Annotated in this window: 18 protein-coding genes and 1 pseudogene; 15 read left to right on the top strand and 4 right to left on the bottom strand. The window is 69.9% G+C overall.

Annotated elements, in window-relative coordinates:
• Positions 1 to 128 precede the first annotated feature (128 nt).
• From SPR02S_RS49360 to SPR02S_RS49350, 3 genes are all read left to right on the top strand, one after another.
• Positions 129 to 509, top strand: a complete 381-nt coding sequence (locus tag SPR02S_RS49360) for an arsenate reductase family protein (RefSeq protein ID WP_019064473.1) — start codon at positions 129 to 131, stop codon at positions 507 to 509.
• 99 nt (positions 510 to 608) lie between these two features.
• Positions 609 to 1,595 (top strand): proline iminopeptidase-family hydrolase, encoded by a 987-nt coding sequence (locus SPR02S_RS49355; protein ID WP_019064472.1) that lies wholly within the window; start codon positions 609 to 611, stop codon positions 1,593 to 1,595.
• Positions 1,596 to 1,725: 130 nt separating this feature from the next.
• Positions 1,726 to 2,430: an SCO2207 family protein gene (locus SPR02S_RS49350; RefSeq protein ID WP_019064471.1), complete on the top strand. Its 705-nt coding sequence runs from the start codon at positions 1,726 to 1,728 to the stop codon at positions 2,428 to 2,430.
• 3 nt (positions 2,431 to 2,433) lie between these two features.
• On the opposite strand, the pseudogene SPR02S_RS58175 reads toward SPR02S_RS49350, so the two are convergent.
• Positions 2,434 to 2,919: pseudogene (locus tag SPR02S_RS58175) on the bottom strand (alpha/beta fold hydrolase); the annotation flags it as partial.
• A gap of 318 nt (positions 2,920 to 3,237) precedes the next feature.
• Here SPR02S_RS58175 and glnII point away from each other — a divergent pair.
• From glnII to SPR02S_RS49310, 7 genes are all read left to right on the top strand, one after another.
• A complete protein-coding gene (gene glnII, locus SPR02S_RS49340; protein WP_019064469.1) occupies positions 3,238 to 4,266 on the top strand; it encodes a glutamine synthetase in 1,029 nt (342 codons plus the stop codon).
• An 84-nt stretch (positions 4,267 to 4,350) separates the two neighbouring features.
• Complete coding sequence (locus SPR02S_RS49335; RefSeq protein WP_026151611.1) at positions 4,351 to 5,274, top strand: DUF6891 domain-containing protein; 924 nt, start codon at positions 4,351 to 4,353, stop codon at positions 5,272 to 5,274.
• 294 nt (positions 5,275 to 5,568) lie between these two features.
• Positions 5,569 to 6,153, top strand: a complete 585-nt coding sequence (locus tag SPR02S_RS49330) for a winged helix-turn-helix domain-containing protein (protein ID WP_019064467.1) — start codon at positions 5,569 to 5,571, stop codon at positions 6,151 to 6,153.
• Between the two features lie 83 nt (positions 6,154 to 6,236).
• A complete protein-coding gene (locus SPR02S_RS49325) occupies positions 6,237 to 7,229 on the top strand; it encodes an NAD-dependent epimerase/dehydratase family protein (protein ID WP_078623238.1) in 993 nt (330 codons plus the stop codon).
• Positions 7,230 to 7,363: 134 nt separating this feature from the next.
• Entirely contained in the window at positions 7,364 to 8,626 is a 1,263-nt protein-coding gene (locus SPR02S_RS49320; RefSeq protein ID WP_026151610.1) for a sensor histidine kinase, read from the top strand.
• Positions 8,611 to 9,264, top strand: coding sequence for a response regulator (locus SPR02S_RS49315; RefSeq protein ID WP_019064464.1), 654 nt, complete (start codon positions 8,611 to 8,613; stop codon positions 9,262 to 9,264). Before SPR02S_RS49320 ends, SPR02S_RS49315 begins: the two co-directional genes overlap by 16 nt.
• Before the next feature lie 183 nt (positions 9,265 to 9,447).
• Positions 9,448 to 10,998, top strand: coding sequence for a DUF1996 domain-containing protein (locus SPR02S_RS49310; RefSeq protein ID WP_026151609.1), 1,551 nt, complete (start codon positions 9,448 to 9,450; stop codon positions 10,996 to 10,998).
• Between the two features lie 100 nt (positions 10,999 to 11,098).
• Here the strand turns inward: SPR02S_RS49310 and SPR02S_RS49305 are convergent, their stop codons facing one another.
• Positions 11,099 to 11,500 carry a hypothetical protein gene (locus tag SPR02S_RS49305; RefSeq protein WP_026151608.1) on the bottom strand — a complete coding sequence of 134 codons (402 nt, stop codon included), beginning with the start codon at positions 11,498 to 11,500 and terminating at the stop codon, positions 11,099 to 11,101.
• Positions 11,501 to 11,642: 142 nt separating this feature from the next.
• Here SPR02S_RS49305 and SPR02S_RS49300 point away from each other — a divergent pair, with 142 nt between their 5' ends.
• The 5 genes from SPR02S_RS49300 (at position 11,643) to SPR02S_RS49280 (ending at position 16,891) form a co-directional block, all read left to right on the top strand.
• Complete coding sequence (locus SPR02S_RS49300; RefSeq protein WP_019064461.1) at positions 11,643 to 12,167, top strand: tetratricopeptide repeat protein; 525 nt, start codon at positions 11,643 to 11,645, stop codon at positions 12,165 to 12,167.
• Positions 12,168 to 12,228: 61 nt separating this feature from the next.
• Complete coding sequence (locus SPR02S_RS49295) at positions 12,229 to 14,154, top strand: hypothetical protein (protein ID WP_026151606.1); 1,926 nt, start codon at positions 12,229 to 12,231, stop codon at positions 14,152 to 14,154.
• 86 nt (positions 14,155 to 14,240) lie between these two features.
• The gene (locus tag SPR02S_RS49290; protein ID WP_043259039.1) at positions 14,241 to 15,107 is read left to right on the top strand and encodes a metal-dependent hydrolase; all 867 of its coding nucleotides are present in this window, start codon (positions 14,241 to 14,243) and stop codon (positions 15,105 to 15,107) included.
• The gene (locus SPR02S_RS49285) at positions 15,107 to 16,132 is read left to right on the top strand and encodes a PDR/VanB family oxidoreductase (RefSeq protein WP_019064458.1); all 1,026 of its coding nucleotides are present in this window, start codon (positions 15,107 to 15,109) and stop codon (positions 16,130 to 16,132) included. Before SPR02S_RS49290 ends, SPR02S_RS49285 begins: the two co-directional genes overlap by 1 nt.
• 69 nt (positions 16,133 to 16,201) lie before the next feature.
• Complete coding sequence (locus tag SPR02S_RS49280) at positions 16,202 to 16,891, top strand: TetR/AcrR family transcriptional regulator (protein ID WP_086021728.1); 690 nt, start codon at positions 16,202 to 16,204, stop codon at positions 16,889 to 16,891.
• Positions 16,892 to 16,908: 17 nt separating this feature from the next.
• On the opposite strand, the gene SPR02S_RS49275 is transcribed toward SPR02S_RS49280, so the two are convergent.
• Both SPR02S_RS49275 and SPR02S_RS49270 read right to left on the bottom strand, forming a co-directional pair.
• Complete coding sequence (locus SPR02S_RS49275) at positions 16,909 to 17,265, bottom strand: 5-carboxymethyl-2-hydroxymuconate Delta-isomerase (RefSeq protein WP_019064456.1); 357 nt, start codon at positions 17,263 to 17,265, stop codon at positions 16,909 to 16,911.
• A 31-nt stretch (positions 17,266 to 17,296) separates the two neighbouring features.
• Complete coding sequence (locus SPR02S_RS49270) at positions 17,297 to 18,916, bottom strand: fused response regulator/phosphatase (protein WP_019064455.1); 1,620 nt, start codon at positions 18,914 to 18,916, stop codon at positions 17,297 to 17,299.
• Between the last annotated feature and the right edge of the window lie 26 nt (positions 18,917 to 18,942).

Genomic DNA, 18,942 nt, shown 5'->3' with positions numbered 1-18,942 from the left:
CTCCCGGCGACACCCTCGAACACTGCTTCTATTCTACCGCCCCCCACTGACAATCGCCCCTGGCCACAAGGCCTTTCGGGGTCGCTGTGACGCAGGTGGAAGACGGGTTTTCGCGTACCGTGAGTGCCATGGAGATCTGGATCAACCCGGCCTGTTCCAAGTGCCGCAGCGCCGTGAATCTGCTCGACGCCGAAGGGGCCGAGTACACGGTCCGCCGCTATCTGGAGGACGTGCCGAGCGAGGGCGAGATCAGGGACGTACTGGAGCGGCTCGAGCTCGAACCGTGGGACATCACGCGCACGCAGGAGGCCGCGGCGAAGGAGCTGGGGCTCAAGGAGTGGGCGCGGGACGCGAGTTCGCGGGAGCGGTGGGTGACGGCGCTCTCCGCGCACCCCAAGCTGATCCAGCGGCCGATCATCACCGCGGAGGACGGCACCGCGGTGGTCGCCCGCAGTGACGAGGCCGTACGGGACGCGTTGTCGCGGCGGTCGGGGTCGGCCTCCGCGTAGGTCCGCGTAGGTCAAGTGACCGATGTCCGTTCGTTTCGGCGTGATAGAGGGTTGCTACGGCATCTTCAAGTCTCGTACGAGAGCGGAGAGTTCCCCCCAATGATCAACCGTCGCAGTGTTCTCAGGTCGACCGGCGCCCTCACCGCCGGCGGCTTCGTGCCCGTCCTCTCCCCGGGCCGGAACGGATCCGGTGGTGCGTCCCAACTCCGGCCAGGTGAACGGTATGTCGACGTGCCCGGTGGCCGGGTCTGGGTGAACGTCGTCGGCAGCGGGCCGCGTCCGCCGCTGCTGGCTCTGCACGGCGGGCCGGGGGCGGGGCACGACTATCTGGAGTCCCTGGGCGACCTGGCCGTGGACCGGTCGGTCGTGTTCTACGACCAGCTGGGGTGCGGGCGTTCGGAGAAGCCGGACAACCCGGCGCTCTGGGTGGTCGACCGGTTCGTCGCCGAAGTGGAGGCGGTCCGGCGGGCGTTGGGGCTGCGGCGGTTCCACCTGTACGGGCACTCCTGGGGCGGCTGGCTCGCCATCGAGTACCTGTTGCGTCAGCCGCGTGAGGTGAGCGCGGTCGTGCTGGCCAGCACGGGATCGAGCGCGCCCCAATTCGTCGCCGGTACGCGGGAGTTGCGCACGCAGCTGCCGACCGACGTCCAGCGCGTCCTCGACGAGTACGAGGCGAAGGGCGACTACACGGCGCCGGAGTATCTCGACGCGGTGAACGTCTTCTACGCGAACTTCTTCTGCCGTCTCGACCCGTACCCCGAGGCCCTGTTGCGCAGCGCCGCGAACGTCGACGGCAACCAGGTGTACGCCACGATGAACGGCCCGAACGAGTTCGTGATGACCGGCAACCTCGCTTCCTGGGACCGGACTTCGAAGCTGCGCCGGATCAGGAAGCCCGTGCTGCTGACGCGCGGGCGTTACGACGAGTTCGCCGTGGAGTGCACGGACACGCTGGAGCAGGGGCTTCCCTTCACCGAGCGGGTCGAGTTCCCGCACAGCGCGCACATGGCGATGTGGGAGGACCGGGAGGCGTACATGCGCACCGTCGGGTCGTTCCTGGCCGGCTGGGACCGGGCCGCGCACTGAACCGGCCGCGCGCCGAGCCCCAACCCCCTTGTGACGCACGTCACTTATGTGACTCCTGTGTCCACTGAGTTACATCGTTCGGCATCCCGTACATAGCGGCGTACGCTCCCCTACCCCACAGGAGACGCGCATGTCGCGCAGGAGAACTGCCAGTACGAAGAAGAAGCTGGCGCTGCTGGTCACCGCCGCGGCGGTCGCGGGCGGCGGGGCCTTCGCTCTGGCCACCACGTCGAACGCGTCGCAGTCGACGGCGCAGAACGCCAAGACGCTGTCGTCGGCTGCGGACTCGACGGTCTGCCAGGGGCTCGCCACCGCGCTCGGCAACAACCAGAAGTTCATCGACGGTCAACGCGCCGCGCCCGACGCCCAGTCGAACGCGCGGATCGCCAACCGCGAGGCGGTCATCGCGCAGATCAAGGTGCAGCAGAAGGCGTCGGGTTGTGCGGTTGGGGAGTCGGCTCAGGACTCCCAGGCCGCGCCGCCGGCGCAGTCGGCGCCCGCGGGTTCCCCCGCCACCTCGACCGCGACCACGCCGGCCGCGACCCCTCCGGCGGCGGGCAACAACGCCGGCGGCAACGCCGCCGCGGGCAGCCAGGTGTGCAACGGCTCGACCGTCACGCTCTCCGGCGAGGCCGGTGCGCCCGCCGCGTCGAGCAACCAGTTCCCGGCGGGTACGACGCTGAAGGTCACCAACCTGGACAACAACAAGTCCACGACGGTGAAGGTGACTTCGGTCTCCGGCAGCTGTGTCCTGCTGAACAACGCCGCGTTCGAACAGGTCCGTGAGCCCGGCAAGTTCCTCATCCGCCGCGCTCTGATCCAGAAGGTGGGGTGACGCTCAAGGTCCCAGAAAACCGGTGAGGTGACGGACCAGTCGCTCCGGCGCGGCATGCGGCAACGCGTGATGAGAGATGTTCGCGAGAACCTCCGCCTCCACGCGCGGCAGCAGACCGCCCGCCCGGGCCGCCACCAGGTGTGTGTCATAGGTCCTGCTGCTTCCGGCCAGAAGCAGCAGGACCGACGCGTTCAGCCCGCGCAGCGCCTCGGGCGCCGGGCGGGGACCGGTCACCGGCTTCACGGACGGGAACCCCGCGCCCACCTCCTGGAGGCGGAGCCAGTCGGGGTCCAGCGGCACTCCCCCGGTCTCCCACTCCAGGAACGCGCGGACGCGGCACGGAGTGGGCCGTAGCAGCATCGGCAGCGCGTGCAGCAGGCACGCCGTCTCGAACCCGGCGAAGCACTGGGTCGGGTCGAGGAGGAACAGACGGCGCACCCGGGCGGGCGCGCGCAGTGCGTAGTGCAGCGCGATCCAACCGCCGGCGGATTCCCATACCGCTCACCTTTCCTTCCCCTTCATTGTCCCCGGGCCATCTCGGTCGAGGGCTAACCCCATCGCATACGAGCCGTACGGCGACCCCCGTCTGCGACTGCGAACAGCGGGTCACAGCGGTCTCCCGGTGTGCGGTGCGCAGCGCACGTGAATCGCGACACAGAGCCACCAGGTAACACGGGGTTCACACTTGGGCAATGATCGGGAAATCGCATGTTGACAGGCTGCCCGGCATGAATCGCGGCGCTCCAGTGCCGCTGCGCCGCAGCACCCGCGAGTGCGACGAATGACCCACCCCGAAGGATGTGGCCCGTGACCTTCAAGGCTGAGTACATCTGGATCGACGGCACCCAGCCGACGGCCAAGCTCCGTTCCAAGACGAAGATTCTGGCCGATGACGCCAAGGGCGCGGAGCTCCCGATCTGGGGCTTCGACGGGTCGTCCACGAACCAGGCCGAGGGGCACTCCTCGGACCGCGTGCTCAAGCCGGTCGCCAGCTTCCCGGACCCGATCCGCGGCGGCGACGACATCCTCGTCATGTGCGAGGTCCTCGAGATCGACATGACGCCGCACGAGTCCAACACGCGTGCCGCGCTCGCCGAGGTCTCGGCCAAGTTCGCCGCGCAGGAGCCGATCTTCGGCATCGAGCAGGAGTACACCTTCTTCGACGGCGCCCGTCCGCTGGGCTTCCCCGAGGGCGGCTTCCCGGCGCCCCAGGGCGGCTACTACTGCGGTGTCGGCGCCGACGAGATCTTCGGCCGCGAGATCGTCGAGGCCCACCTGGACAACTGCCTCAAGGCCGGTCTCGCGATCTCCGGCATCAACGCCGAGGTCATGCCCGGCCAGTGGGAGTTCCAGGTCGGCCCGGTCTCCCCGCTGGAGGTCTCCGACCACCTGTGGATCGCCCGCTGGCTGCTCTACCGCACCGCCGAGGACTTCGGCATCTCCGCGACCCTCGACCCCAAGCCGGTCAAGGGCGACTGGAACGGCGCGGGCGCGCACACCAACTTCTCCACCAAGGCCATGCGCGAGGGCTACGACGCGATCATCACCGCGTGCGAGTCCCTCGGCGAGGGCTCCAAGCCCCTCGACCACGTCAAGCACTACGGCGCCGGCATCGACGACCGCCTGACGGGCCTGCACGAGACCGCCCCGTGGAACGAGTACTCCTACGGCGTCTCCAACCGCGGCGCCTCGGTCCGTATCCCGTGGCAGGTCGAGAAGGACGGCAAGGGCTACATCGAGGACCGCCGTCCGAACGCCAACGTGGACCCGTACCTCGTGACGCGCCTGATCGTCGACACGTGCTGCTCCGCCCTGGAGAAGGCCGGCCAGGTCTGATCCACCCCGCTCGTACGAGGAGGCGTCCACCGTCGTGGTGGGCGCCTCGTCGCGTTGTCAGTGGCGCGTGCCATGGTGGAGGACATGGAGATCGACGGGGGTCTCGACATCAAGGTCGAGACGGAGAACTGGCAGACGCACACGCGCATTTCGGCGCTACGGCTGCGGGAGCTGGTGGCGCGGATCGGGGGCGCCGGCGACCGTTTCCTGATCGTGCAGCGGATACCGGACCTCCCGGACGTGTTCGCGCAGGTGTGGCACGAGGAGGGCGGGGACTTCCGGCTGGAACACCGGCTGAGCGAGGCCGAGTTCTACGGCACGAACCTGGACGGTCCGGACCGGGTGGCGGATCTCCTGACCGGCTGGGCGCGGCAGGCGGACGCCGGCTGGGACGCGGGCGTCGGCTGGGAGCCGGTCGACCTGGGTCCCCGCGAGGAGGTGCCCGAACTGCCGGACGAGGTGCGGGAGAAGGTCGAGGAGCGGGTCCGGACGCGGCTGCACTGCGGCTACGACAGCCGGAAGATACTGACCGAGATCGCCGAGGACCATCTCGTCGACGGTGACGAGCGGCCGGTGTCGCGCGCACAGGCCTCGCGGCTGGTCGACCGGCTGTGGCTGGCGCGGTTGGCCGAGCAGGCGCTCTGGGAGGGCGTCAGCGACCCGGACCGGATCACCCGCGCCTTCGAGGCGCTGGACGCGAGCGGCATCACCGCCCGCGAGAACTTCGCCTGCTGCCGGGGCTGCGGCCTCGCGGAGATAGGCGCGGAGCGGGAGGACGCCCGCGGTTTCGTCTTCTTCCACCAGCAGGTCACGGAGCACGCCGTCGAGGGGTACGGACTCGCTCTGCACTACGGCGGGTTCGACGGCTCGGACGAGACCACCGCGGCCGTCGGGCACGAGGTGCTGGCCGCGCTCCGTACCGCCGGGCTGTCCGCCGACTGGGACGGCGATCCGGACAAGGCGATCGACGTCAAGCCGCTGACCTGGCACAAACGACTGGTGGGATGAGGGGCCGGGCGTCGACTTCACGCCAAGGAAGCGTCCAAGCTGTGAGAGGAGGGTCCTGTCACGGGCGTGTGTCTGCTTCAATGGGCGCATGGGCAACTACCAGAAGTGCAGCGCGACGGGTCGCCGTGACCTGGAGCCCTTCTGGCCTTCCCGTCAGCATCATGACTTCGACCGGGTGTGTTGTCGCGCGATGAACGCGCCGGCCCTCTAAAGCCGTAACACCTTCGGCCTTTGGCCCGCGCGACTCGACGTACGTCCCTCGACGAACCTCTCGCGCGAAAGAGCTGACCTCTCATGGCGATCATCCGTTCCCTCCCCGCTCTTCCCTCCTCCCCCGCTCCGCTCGACACCCCCGTGCCGACCGCTCCACGGCATCATCTGCGTGCCGTGGACCGGGACGAGGTGATCGACGTGGCGGAGTTCCTGCCGCCGGGCGCCACCTGGCTGCCCGCGCCCGCGCACACACTGCCCACGCTGCCGGGGCAGCCGCCGATGGTCGGGTACCTCGTCCTCATCCCGGCCGACAGCCCGCACCTCGTCCGGACCGGCCACCCCGACGTCCTGCCCGACATCACCGCCGACGCCGAACCGCTCGTCCGTATCGACACCGTGCAGCGCACCGCCCAGCTGAACGGCGCGGAACTCGACCTGACGTACCTGGAGTTCGAGCTCCTCGCCCATCTCGTCGCGCACCCCAACCGGGTGCACACGCGCGACCAGTTGGTCACCACGGTGTGGGGCTACGGGCATGTGGGCGACGGCCGTACCGTCGACGTCCACATCGCCCGGCTGCGCCGCAAGCTCGGCGTCGAGCACCGCAAGGCGATCCAGACGGTGCGGCGGGTCGGGTACAAGTACACGCCGCCGACCGCCCGTTGATCATCGACGGTTCGGCGGTCCGGTGATCTGCTGATGGCAGATCGGCGTTCCGTTCCGTGGGCCGCGCGGGCAGAGTCGTCGGTATGAGACTTCTGGTGCTGGGTGGTACTGAGTTCGCGGGACGGGCCGTCGTGGAGGCCGCCCTCGGCCGGGGCTGGGAGGTGACCGTCCTCAACCGGGGCCGCCATCAACCCCCGGCCGGGGTACGGGCGTTGCGGGGTGACCGTACCGCGCCCGGTGGGCTCGCCGCGCTGGCCTCCGGCGAGTGGGATGCCGTGATCGACACCTGGTCGGCGGCGCCGCGCGCGGTCGACGACGCGGCGCGGCTGCTCGCCGACCGGGTGGGCCGGTACGTGTATGTGTCGAGCTGCTCGGTGTACGCGTGGGCTCCGCCCTCGGGGTACGGCGAAGACGCGCCGCTCGTCGAGGGGGCCTCGCCCGACGCCGGCAAGACCGACTACGTGCGGGACAAGCGGGGTGGTGAGCTTGCCGCGCTGGGGGCGTTCGGGGCGGAGCGGTCGGTGTTCGCTCGGGCCGGGCTCATTCTCGGGCCGTACGAGAACATCGGGCGGTTGCCGTGGTGGTTGGGGCGGGTTGCTCGGGGTGGGCCGGTGCTGGCGCCTGGGCCTCGGGATCTGGCGCTTCAGTATGTGGATGTGCGGGATCTTGCGGAGTGGTTGCTCGGGGCGGTTGAGCGGGGACTCAGTGGGCCTTACAACCTGATGTCTCCGCAGGGGCACGCGTCGATGGGGTCTCTGCTGGACGCGTGTGTGCGGGTTGCTGGTGGGGCGGCTGAGTTGCGTTGGACCTCGCCGGAGGTTGTCCTCGGGGCGGGGATCGAGCCGTGGACTCAGTTGCCGGTGTGGGTGCCGCCGGGGAGTGAGGGGTACGACGCGTTGCACAGTGCGGATGTTTCTCGGGCGGTGGGTACGGGGCTGACGTGTCGGTCCGTCGAGGAGACCGTGGCTGACACGTGGGAGTGGTTGCGGAGCGTGCCGGAGTATGCGGGGCGGGCGGAGGTGGGGCTTGACCCTGCTGTGGAGGCGAAGGCGTTGGGGGTGCCGTTGGGGTCGTAGTTTTTCGACTGCGGGTGCGTGGGGGCTGGTCGCGCAGTTCCCCGCGCCCCTAAAGACAGGTGGGGATAGCACCACCCCCTTCATGGGGGCCTGAGCACCGTGACCCTGGCTCGCCCCTCAGTAAGACTGGGCGTATGGAAACGAACCGTGAGCGGGCCCGTACTGTCCTGGTCGCCGGGGTGCGTGGGCTTGGCCTCGCGATCGTCTCGCTAGGGGGGTCGCTCACCCTTTTCGTCCTCAGCGTCGTGTCCCTTGTGCTTGTCCCGTTCGGCATCGGGCTGATCACCACCCCCTGGGTGCTGGCCGGTGTGCGGGCGCATGCGGATCGGCGGCGGCTGCTCGCCTCGCAGTGGTGCGGGGTTCGGATTCCGCCGGCTTATCGGCCGGTGCCGCCAGGTGCGCGGCCCTGGACACGCACCCTCCACCTCCTCCGTGACCCCGCCACCTGGCGGGATCTGCGGTGGCTGCCCGTCGACATGGTCGCCGGGTTCGTCACCGCGCTGGTGCCTGCGGCCCTGGTGTTCTATCCGCTGGAGGGGCTCGCGTTGGCGTTCGGGTTGTGGCGGGTGTTCACGGACGGGACGTATGTCGGGTGGTGGTACGGGTTCGTGCCGGTGAGTGGGCAGGGCAGTGCGCTGCTCGCGGGGCTGCTCGGCGTCGGGATTCTCGTCGCTTCCTACTTCCTCACCCCGGCCCTCCTCCGCGTCCACTTTCTGCTGACGCGCTCCCTCCTTGCCCCGGGGCAGGGTGAACTCGCCGAGCGGGTACGGGTGTTGACCGAGACACGGCGGGATGCCGTGGACGGGTCGGCCGCTGAGCTACGGCGGATCGAGCGCGATCTGCATGACGGGGCGCAGGCCCGGCTGGTGGCCATGGGGATGGATCTCGGGACCATCGAGGCGCTGTTGGAGAAGAACCCTGCCAAGGCCCGGGAACTGCTCGCCCGCGCCCGGCAGTCCTCCGCCGAGGCCCTGGACGAACTGCGGGATCTCGTGCGCGGTATTCATCCTCCGGTGCTGGCGGAGCGTGGACTCGGGGATGCCGTAAGGGCGTTGGCGTTGCGGATGCCGGTGCCGACCGAGGTGAGTGCGGAGCTCGGGGGTGGGCGGGCCGACGCGCCGGTCGAGTCGGCCGCGTATTTCGCCGTCAGCGAGGTGCTCACCAATGCCGTCAAGCACTCCGGGGCCGATCGGATCTGGGTCGATATGCGGTATGTGGACGGGGCGTTGAGGGTCTCCGTCACCGACAACGGGCGGGGTGGTGCCGTGGTCGGGGGCGGGTCGGGGCTCTCCGGGGTCGAGCGGCGGCTCGGTACATTCGACGGCGTCCTGGCCGTCAGCAGTCCCGCGGGCGGTCCCACCATGGTGACCATGGAGATTCCGTGCGTGTTGTCCTAGCCGAAGACCTGTTCCTGCTGCGGGACGGGCTGGTGCGGCTGTTGGAGGCCTACGACTTCGAGATCGTGGCGGCGGTGGAGAGCGGGCCCGAACTCACCAAGGCGCTGGCCGAGTTGGCGCCCGACGTCGCCGTGGTCGACGTACGGCTGCCGCCCACGCACACCGATGAGGGGCTGCAGTGCGCGTTGCGGGCGCGACGGGAGCGGCCCGGGATGCCGGTGCTCGTGCTGTCGCAGCACGTGGAGCAGTTGTACGCGCGGGAGTTGCTCGCCGACGGGACCGGTGGGGTGGGTTACCTGCTGAAGGACCGGGTGTTCGACGCGGAGCAGTTCGTGGATGCCGTGCGGAGGGTGGCAGGGGGTGGGACGGTGATGGATCCGCAGGTCATCCAGCAGTTGCTGGCGCGGCGGGCCGCCGACGACCGGCCGCTGGGGCGGTTGACGCCGCGGGAGGTCGAGGTGCTGGAGCTGATGGCGCAGGGGCGGTCGAACGCGGCGATCGCGGGGCAACTCGTCGTCACGGAACGGGCGATCGGGAAGCACACGTCCAATATTTTCGCCAAACTGGGGCTGGAAGTCTCGAACGATGACAATCGCCGCGTGCTGGCGGTATTGGCCTATTTGGACCAGGGACGCTGAGCACTACCTGTGAGTCGATCACAACTGCTGGTGTTTAAAGGGCAGTTGGGAGGGGACTTACCCAGGAATCTCTCATCAGTTTCTGAGACGGCTGAACACTCCTGGGACCTCCTGCGTATCAAAGGGCGCCGCTTCACTCCTGTCGGGCGCCTCGCTGCCCCGCAAGGAAGTCAGAGGAGTTCCATGGGACGCAATGATCGTAAACGCCGTACGCCGCTGGCCACCAAGGCCATTGCCGCATCGGCTGCCCTAGCGCTCGGTGGGGGCGGGCTGCTCTGGGCACAGATGAACGCTTCGGCGCACGAGTCCAACTCGTCGGGGCAGAACCAGACCAAGGCCGCGGCCGCCGCGGCGCAAGTCGCGACGATCGCCTGCCCGGACGTCGGCCAGCAGCTGACGAGCGTGCCTCAGAAGGCTCGTCAGGGTGTCGCCACCGAGCTGGCGAACCTGGACAAGCAGATCACCGAGGCCTACGCCCGGCTCGCCTCGACGCGTCAGGCCCAGGCGAATGACGCGAGCTTCGTGCAGAACGCGATCGTCGGCCCCCTCAAGGAGAAGCGGGCCGCGACGATCGACCGCATTCGCATCGACATCCAGCGGGTCGGCGGCACCGTCAACGCGACCGCGCTGAAGCAGCTCGCCGCCTGCACCACCCAGAACGCCACCAACACCACCACGGCAGGTCGTGGCGGCGGTCGGGGCAAGGGCGGCGGCAAGAACAACGGCGGCGGGCAGAACACCGCCGCGCCGAGTGCGAGCGCGAGCGCCAGTGCCTCCGCGGCGCCCCCCGCCAACAACGGCGGCCAGGCCGGCAACGGCCCGGTGGCGGCCGACTTCGTGGACATCACGAAGGTGGCGAACAACGTACTGGCGAAGCCGCAGAACAGCGGCCAGGCTTCGACCGGTTCGTTCACCACCAAGTGCGGTGTCAACGCGAACAAGAACCACAACACCGACAACGTCATCGTGGCGCCCGGCGTGACCAACGGCGCGCACCACGAGCACGACTACGTCGGCAACCAGAAGGTCAACGCGCTCTCCACGAACGACTCACTGCTGGCCGCCCCCTCCAGCTGCCAGAACCAGAGTGACCTCTCGGCGTACTACTGGCCGGTCGTCCGTGTGCAGGACGGCTCGCAGGAGTTCGACGCGAACGCGGACGGCGGTGGCAAGGAAGGCAACGTCGGCAAGATCCTGACCGCGCAGTCGGCCTCGATCAAGTACGTCGGCTCGCCGGCCAGCAAGGTCGTCGCGATGCCGCAGTTCCTGCGCATCATCACCGGTGACGCCAAGACGCTCACCAACGGTCTGGCGAACGCCAACGCGCACTGGAGCTGCACCGGCTTCGAGGACAAGGTCCAGCTGACGGAGCAGTACCCGATCTGCCCGCAGGGCAGCAACGTGGTCCGCCTCTTCGCGTTCCAGAGCTGCTGGGACGGCGTGAACGTCGACAGCGCCAACCACCGTACGCACGTGGCCTTCGCGGACCCGGCGAGCGGTGTCTGCGGGAACGGCTTCAAGGCCATCCCGCAGCTGACGATGAGCCTGGTCTACAAGATCACGCCCCCCACCCTGGAGGCGGACGGCACCGTGAAGAACGCCTACGCGGTGGACGGTTTCCCGGAGCAGCTGCACAAGGCGTCGACCGACCACGACGACTTCATCAGCGTCACCAAGAACAACCTGGCGGCGACGATCGCCAACTGCGTCAACTCCGGCAAGAAGTGCCAGTGAGTGCAGTTAGCCGGTAGGACCCGGTAGCACGAAAGCGGGCGGTGGGTTCTCCCACCGCCCGCTTTCGTGTGCCCCCAAGGGGATTTTTTCTACGAGGAGTTCAGCTGGTGTGCTTCGAGTGGTCGACGCCGATCTCCTCGTTGCCGCCGAGCGTGGTCTGCAGCTTCTTGACGATCTTGTCGGTGCCCACGGCGACCCACTTGCGGCCGACGAGGTAGAAACCGCCGTAGTCCTTGGCGTCGTTGATCCACTCGCGCTGGCCGCGGTCGGTGGCGAAGGTCGCGAGGACGAACTTGCCGTAGCTCATCTTGCAGATGGCCTGGCGGAGTTCGTCGGCGTCGGTCTGGATGTCGGGCGTGCACTTCACCTTGGCCGCCAGGCTCTCCAGGCTGCCACTGGCCTCCGTGGGAACGGTCGCGGCCTTGGTGTCGGCGCCACAGCCCGCCAGCGCCAGCGCCGCCGCGGCGCCGGCCACCGCGAGCATCGGTCGGGTCAACCTCATCTGTCGTTCCTCCGGTCGTCCGGTCAACAAAAGCATGCCGCGGCGCACCCCGACGAGGGGCCGTCCTATCCGATACGGCCCGAAAGGGCCCCGCGCTCAAATCCATGGTCACCGGCTGCACACGTGTGCAAAGGTGACGCCCATGGACCGAGATGTGGATCAAGGCGTGGATCAGGGCTGGGAAGACCGTGTGGCCGCCGCCTGGGCGACCTTCGACGACTATCCGGAAGAGCGCGCGGCCGACTTCCGGGCCGTGATCGACGCGCTCGTCGCCGAACTCCCGGACGGCAGCCCGCTGGGGCCCTTCGAGCAGGCCTGCGCCTGGGACTCGACGGGGCACTCGGACCAGGCCGTTCCGCTGTACCGGGAGGCGCTCGCGCGCGGGCTGGACGGCTACAAGGGGCGCCGGGCGAAGATCCAACTCTCCAGTTCGCTGCGGAACATCGGGCAGGCGGAGGAGGGCGTCAAGCTGCTCACGCCCGAACTCGACGGGCCCTCGGACGAGTTGGACGACGCGGTCCGCGCGTGCCTCGCCCTGTGTCTGTCCAGCCTGGGCCGCGACCGCGAGGGCCTGTCCCTCGTGCTGGGCGCGCTGGCACCCCATCTGCCGCGCTACCAGCGGTCGATGGCGAACTACGCGCGGGCGCTGGTCGAGCCCGAGGACTGACCGGAGCGCCGAGTCCCCCGGGCGGCGGTGACCAACTCACCATTCGCTCGTTTTGCTGAACGTGCAGTCACAGGATGTCGCCAAGCGCCCCGCAGCTTCACCCACCGACCCGGTCGTCGATGTCGAACAGGCCGAGGCCGCGCTCGTCGAGCACTATCCACGGCTCGTCCGGCTCGCCTATCTGGTCCTCCCCCCGAGCCTCGGCCGCAACCGGCGCGTCCTGACCGCGCACGCCCTCGTCCAACGCGCCCTGCCCAGAGGCCGCGCGTCCGCGTCGGTGATCCCGGCCCAGTCGACCGGCCGCGACGTCGACCCCGGCTACGCCTTCGTCCGCCTCAACGTCGTCCGTACGGCGCTGGAGGCGGGCCTCCCGCTGTCGTTCCGCGCGTGGCCCAAGCGCTCCCAACTCCCGCCGCTGCTCCCCCAGGTGCGGGGTCTACGGCTCTTCCCGCGCTCGGGCGGCGCCGACGAACTCGCCCTGGACCAGCGGCTGTCGGCTCTGTCAGGCCCTGCCCGCGCGGTGTACGTGCTGCGCGGCCTGGAGAAGCTGCCCGACGGCGACGTACGCAGGGTGCTCGCGGCGGCCGGCGTAGACGCGGAGGAGACGGACGAGGCGCTGAGCGAGGCCGACGAGGCGCCCGCGCAGTACGAACTCCTCAACTCCCCCGAGTTCGACCCCTGTTCGCTGCACGCGCGGCCCACCGACCTGATGCGCCGCCGCCAGCACGGCAAGGCCGCGCTCGCCGCCGCGGCGGCCGTCGCGGTGTGCGGCGCGCTGCTCGCGATGCCCGGCGGCGGCTGGGGCCCCGACGGTGCCGCCGCACCCGCGTACGCGCAGAACCCGGCGTCCCAAGCCGCCCTGGATCCAGGCAAGTTGACGAGGATCGCGCCCACCGCGTGGACGGTGTCCGCGCGCAAGGACTTCTCCGTCTGGCCCGCCCGCGGCGACCTCACGAAGGACACCGCCCTGCTGCGCCGCGCCCTCGCCGTCTGGGCCCGCCCCGGCGAGTCCGTCCAGGTCTCGGCCACCCCCGGCACCCCCTCCGGCGGCCCCGCCGGCCCGCCCCAGCTCCTCTACGCCGGCACGGTCGACAACGCGCGCGTGGTGATCCTCTACGACGGTCTGCGCATCGCCCGTTACGCCGAACCGAAGGACGGCACGAAGGGCGCCGCGCTGGACTTCGCGCGGGTCGACGGGGCGACCGGGTCCGAGGCGAACGCGGTGGTGCTGGACCGGGCCGACGGCAACGTCCGCTATCTGGCGGCCCCTTGGGTGAAGAAGGCGGCCGAGCGCGACTTGCAGAAGCCGAACGCCGGCGCGCTGCCCATGACCCTCACCGACGGGATCACCTCGCCGCTGGCCAGCCCCGCGCAGGCGACCGGCGCGTGCACGTCGTGGAACGTGCTCCAGCTGACCGACGACACCGGCACCCGCCTGATGAGCGACCTCGGCGAACTGGTCCCGGCGCACCTCACCGTCGGGCGTCCCGGCTCGGCCCACGAGGTGTCCGGCGCGGCGGCCCAGCACGAGTGGGCACCCTTCGCCTGCTCCCTCGGCGCGATGCGCTCGCTCGGCGTACGGTCCGTGAACGCCTGGCAGTTCGCCCAGCAGCCGCTGCCCGACGCGAGCGGCGCGGCGGAGTGGGTGTGCACGCGGGCGGAGACCTGGCAGGGCGGCGGCGAGCGGGTGCTGGCGCAGTTCCGTACGCCGGGCGGGATCTACGGCGCGGTGGCCGCGAAGGCGCAGGGCGTGGCGGCGTGCGGGGTGCGTGATCCGCATGTGCTGGCCGGGGTGCTGTGGAAGTCGGCGGCGGGGCACTGGTTCCTGTTGGCGGCGGGCAGTAAGGGTACGGAGGCGGTGAGTGCGACGGGTGGGGTCAGTGGCTCGGCTCGGGGTGCACTGCTCGCCGTGAAGACCAAGCAGGGGGTTCAGGCCGAGCTGAAGGGGACGCTGGGCGACGGCAGGACGATCACGGGCCTCCGTTAGATACCTCACCCCCCTCGCTGACACTCGCGTCAACAAGTCCCCGCACAAGGCTTCCCCAGGGACTTACCCGTCAGTACATTGACGCCATGTCTAACACGCCGCTCAAGGCCCGAAAGGTGTCCTTCTCCTGGGAGGGCACCCCGCTGCACTGGGTGCCCGGCGATCCGTTCACCACGCACACGATCAACGTGCTGCATCTGCTGCTGCCCGCCGGTGAGCGGTGGTTCGTGCACGTCTACAAGCAGGTGCTGCCCCTCATCCGGGACGAGCAACTGCGCGCGGACGTGATCGGGTTCATCGGCCAGGAGGCGATGCACTCCCAGGCCCACGACGAAGTCCTCCCGCACCTCAGGGAGTTGGGGCTCGACCCGACGCCGTACACCGCGCAGGTCGACTGGTTCTTCGAGAAGCTGCTCGGCGACCGCACCCTGCCGCCGGGCAAGGCCCGGAAGTGGTGGCTGCTGGAGCGGGTCGCGATCATCGCGGCGATCGAGCACTACACCGCGTTCCTCGGCAACTGGGTGCTGAACGCCGAGGAGTTGGACCGGCGCGGCGCCGATCCCACCATGCTGGACCTGCTGCGCTGGCACGGCGCCGAAGAGGTCGAGCACCGGTCCGTCGCCTTCGACCTCTTCATGCACGTCGACGGCAGCTACCGCCGCCGCGCCCGCACCTGGGCGACCGCGTTCGCCGCCCTGATGTTCCTCTGGCAGCGTGGCTCCCGCTTCTTCATGGCGAACGACCCGACCCTCGTCGACGCCCACGTGAGCTTCAAGGACTTCTACGTCGCCGGAAAGCGCGGCACCCTGCCCGCCACCGGCGACATGCTCAGGTCCATACCCCGCTACCTGAGCCGCGCCTACCACCCCTCGCAGGAGGGCAGCACCGAGCAGGCCGTCGCCTACCTGGCGTCCTCGCCCGCCGCGGTGGCCGCCGAAAAGAGGGCGGGGTGATGCCGAAGCCGCTCACCGTCGCCGTCCTGGCCGGCGCCGCGCTCCTGACCCGCCGTGCGCTACGGCGCCGGGTACGGGCCTCGCCGCTGTGGCCGCTGCCCGCGCTGGACCCGCCGATCTCCGGCCGACCGCGCACACGGGCACTGCGGCTGACGGTCGCCGCGCGGGAGACGGTGGCCGACGGGGTCGTACAACTGCAACTGGAAGGACGGGACTTGCCGCGGTGGGAACCCGGCGCGCACATCGATCTGGTGCTGCCGTCGGGGCTGGTGCGGCAGTACTCGCTGTGCGGGGACCCGGCGGACAGCTCCTCGTACACGGTCGCGACGCGGCTGGTCGAGGACGGGCGGGGCGGGTCGCGCGAGGTGCACGAACTGGTCGGGGTGGGCGCGGAGTTGGAGGTGCGGGGGCCGCGCAATCGGTTCCCGCTCGTCGAGGCGCCCGCGTACGTCTTCGTCGCCGGTGGGATCGGGATCACCCCGGTGCTGCCGATGCTGCGGGCACTCCCCGAAAGCGCCAACTGGCGTCTCCTGTACGCCGGTCGGACGCGGGAGTCGATGCCGTTCCTGGATGAGATCGAGAACCTTGGCGCGGACCGGGTGACCGTCGTGGCCGGACTGCCCGATCTGGACGGGGAGTTGGCGGACGTCCCCGAAGGGACCGTCGTCTACTGCTGCGGGCCGGAAGGGCTCATGGCGGCCGTCGCGGAGCGCTTCCCCGGCGTACGCCTCGAACGCTTCGCACCCCGGGCCTCGTCGACGAGTGCGTCCTTCGAGGTCGAACTCCGGCGCAGCGGGCGGACGTTGACCGTGCCCGCCGACTCCACCGTGCTCGCCGCGGTGCGCGCGGAGCTGCCGAACACGCTCTACTCCTGCGAACAGGGATTCTGCGGAACCTGCCAACAGCGGGTGCTGGAAGGGGAAGTGGAGCATCGGGACGAGTTGCTGACCGATGCCGAGCGGGCCGACTCGATGTTGATCTGCGTGTCACGGGCCCGGAGTGAGCGTCTGGTGCTGGATTTGTGATGAGGTGATGTGAACAACCATGGTCGGTCCGGTCCGTTGGGGGTCGGATCGGATCGGTAAGGTGTTCGCATGAGTACCGGGGTTCGCCGCAGGATGGGAGTCGAGGAACGGCGACAGCAGTTGATCGGCGTCGCTCTCGACCTGTTCAGCCATCGCTCGCCCGACGAGGTCTCCATCGACGAGATAGCCGCGGCCGCGGGCATTTCCCGGCCGCTGGTCTACCACTACTTTCCCGGCAAACTCAGCCTGTACGAGGCCGCGTTGCAGCGTGCCTCGGACGATCTCGCCGGGCGGTTCGTGGTCGCCGAGGAGGGCTCGCTCGGGGGTCGGCTGCTGCGGGTGATGGGCCGGTTCTTCGACTTCGTGGACGACCACGGGCCCGGTTTCGCGGCGCTGATGCGCGGCGGTCCGGCGGTCGGTTCGTCCACCACCAACGCGTTGGTCGACGGAGTGCGGCACGCCGCGTATCTCCAGATCCTGTCCCACATGAAGGTTGAACAGCCGCCCGCCCGGCTGGAGTTGATGATTCGCTCCTGGATCTCGCTGGTCGAGTCGACGGCCCTGATCTGGCTGGACGGCCGACGCATCCCGCGCGCCGATCTGGAACGCCAACTCGTGCACGACTTCGGGGCGTTGGCGGCGGTGAGCGCGGCGTACGACGACGAACTGGCCGCGCTGCTGCGGGAGTCGCTGCGGAACGAGCCGGGCGACGGGCCGTTCACCGACCTCGTCGTCCGGCTGATCGCGCTGGCGTCCTAGCGGCCGTAGAACAGGTTCTAGCGCTCGAACTTCCGGTAGGACGCGTCCAGTTCGCGTACCTCGGCGGAGGCGTGCAGGACGGAGCCGTCCTCGTCGATGTACTCGCGGAGGAGTTCCAGGACCTTCTCGGTCAGCTTGGCCTTGGTCTCCTCGGTGCGTCCGGCGAGCAGGCCGAGGGTGACATGGATGACGGTGTGTCCCAGCTCGTCGAGGCCCTCGTACCCGAAGGCCGTGTACTCGCTCGGGCGGAACTGGGTTTTGCACGACTCCGGCTTCGCGGCCGCGATCTCGACGACCGCCTCGTGCAGCGCACGGGAGAAACCGTCCTGGTCGAAGGAGATCGTGTGGGAGTGGTCGACGGTGATCTGCGGCATGGGCTTCCCCTGTTCTAGGCCAACAACGGGCTCACCCTAGCCGCAGCGCCAGCATCGCGATGTCGTCGTCCCGGTCGACACCGAAGCAGTCGAGCAGCGTGTCGCACAGGGCGTCCAGGCCGGGCAGCGCGCCGGAGGCTGCCGCGCGGAGGTGTTCCATCGACACCGAGATGTCCGTGCCCCGGGTCTCGATGAGGCCGTCGGTGATCATGAGGAGCCGGTCGGTGGGTTCGAGGAAGAGTTCGGTGGGTGGCGGATGGGGCAGGCCCACGCCCAGCAGCGGGCCGGCCGCCTTGGCGTAGTCCGCGCTGCCGCTGTCCCGGATGATCAGCGGCGGGATGTGCCCCGAGTTGGAGATGAGGGTGCGCCCGGTGTCCGGGTCGACCAGGGCCAGGCAGACGGTGGCCGTGGTCTCCGGGTGGTAGTGCTGGAGCATCCGGTCCAGCCGCTCGGCCAGCACACTCGGGTCCCGCTCGTCGACACAGTAGGCGCGCAGGGCGTGCCGTATCTCCACCATGACGGTGGCCGCCTCCAGCGAGTGCCCGACGACGTCGCCGACGGCGAACAGCACTCCTCCGGCGACCTTCAGAACGGCGTAGAAGTCGCCGCCGATCTCGGTGTCCTGGGAGGCGGGCACATACCGTACGACCGTGTCGACGCCCGGGAGTTCGGGCAGCCGGTCGGGGCCCGGCAGGAAGCTGCGCTGGAGAGTGAGGGCGACATGCCGCTCGACCTGGTACATGAGGAGCGGCTCGGCGGCGAGCGCGGTGGCCTGGGCGAGTTGCGCCAGCAGCGCGCCGGCCTCGGGGCCCACCCGGCGCAGTCCGCGGGTGGGGGCGGCGAGGCAGACCGGGGCCCTGCCCTCCTGGGTGAGGACCAGCGCCAGCCGGGCGTCGTGCTCCACGCCGGGCCGGAAGAACCCGGTGGGCCACAGCGGCGTGGGCACGGTGGTGATCTGCACCCCGGACTGCCCGTGGGAGAGCCGCCGCAGCAGCCGGGCCACGGTCCGGTCGGCGTCCTCGCCGGGCAGCGCGACCGCGGTCCGCTCCCGGGGCAGGCCGCGGTACAGCTGGTCGTCCCGGTCGAGGACGAACACGGCGGCGGGGGTGCCGGTGAGCCGTGCGGTGCCGTCGGCGGCGACGTCGACGAGTTCCTGGAGGGAGCGCGCCGCCTGGATGGTGACGATCATCTCCGACAGCAGGGTCAGCCGCCGTACGAGCGCCTGGTCGTCGGCGCGCAGCCGGGCCGAGCGGACCGCGGACCGGACCGCCGCCTCGATCTCCTCGGGCTCCGCGGGCACCGTCAGAAAGGCCTCGTCGCCCGCGTCGAGCGCCTGGCAGCGGTCGCTCGGCGGCGCGGCGAGGGCCGAGACGTGCACGACCGGCAGGCCCGCCATGCGCGGCCGTTCCTTGAGCAGCCGGCAGAGTTCGAAGCCGCTCATGTCCGGCAGGTTCACGTCGATCAGGGCCACGTCGGGCAGGTTCCCCTTGCGCAGCCGTGCGTCGAGTTCGGTGAGCGCCTCTTCGCCGCTGCCGACCGCGAGGACCCGATGACCGGCCCGGCTCAGCACGCTCTCGAACGCGAACCGGCTCGCGGGCTCGTCGTCCACGACCAGCACGGTCGCATGCGTCAGTTTGCCGTTGACGTCCATTTATCAGACCTGGCCCTTTGACACAC

The organism is Streptomyces prunicolor NBRC 13075 (genome assembly GCF_000367365.1).
GTDB lineage: Bacteria > Actinomycetota > Actinomycetes > Streptomycetales > Streptomycetaceae > Streptomyces > Streptomyces prunicolor.
This window is presented reverse-complemented; position numbering and strand designations above follow the sequence as displayed.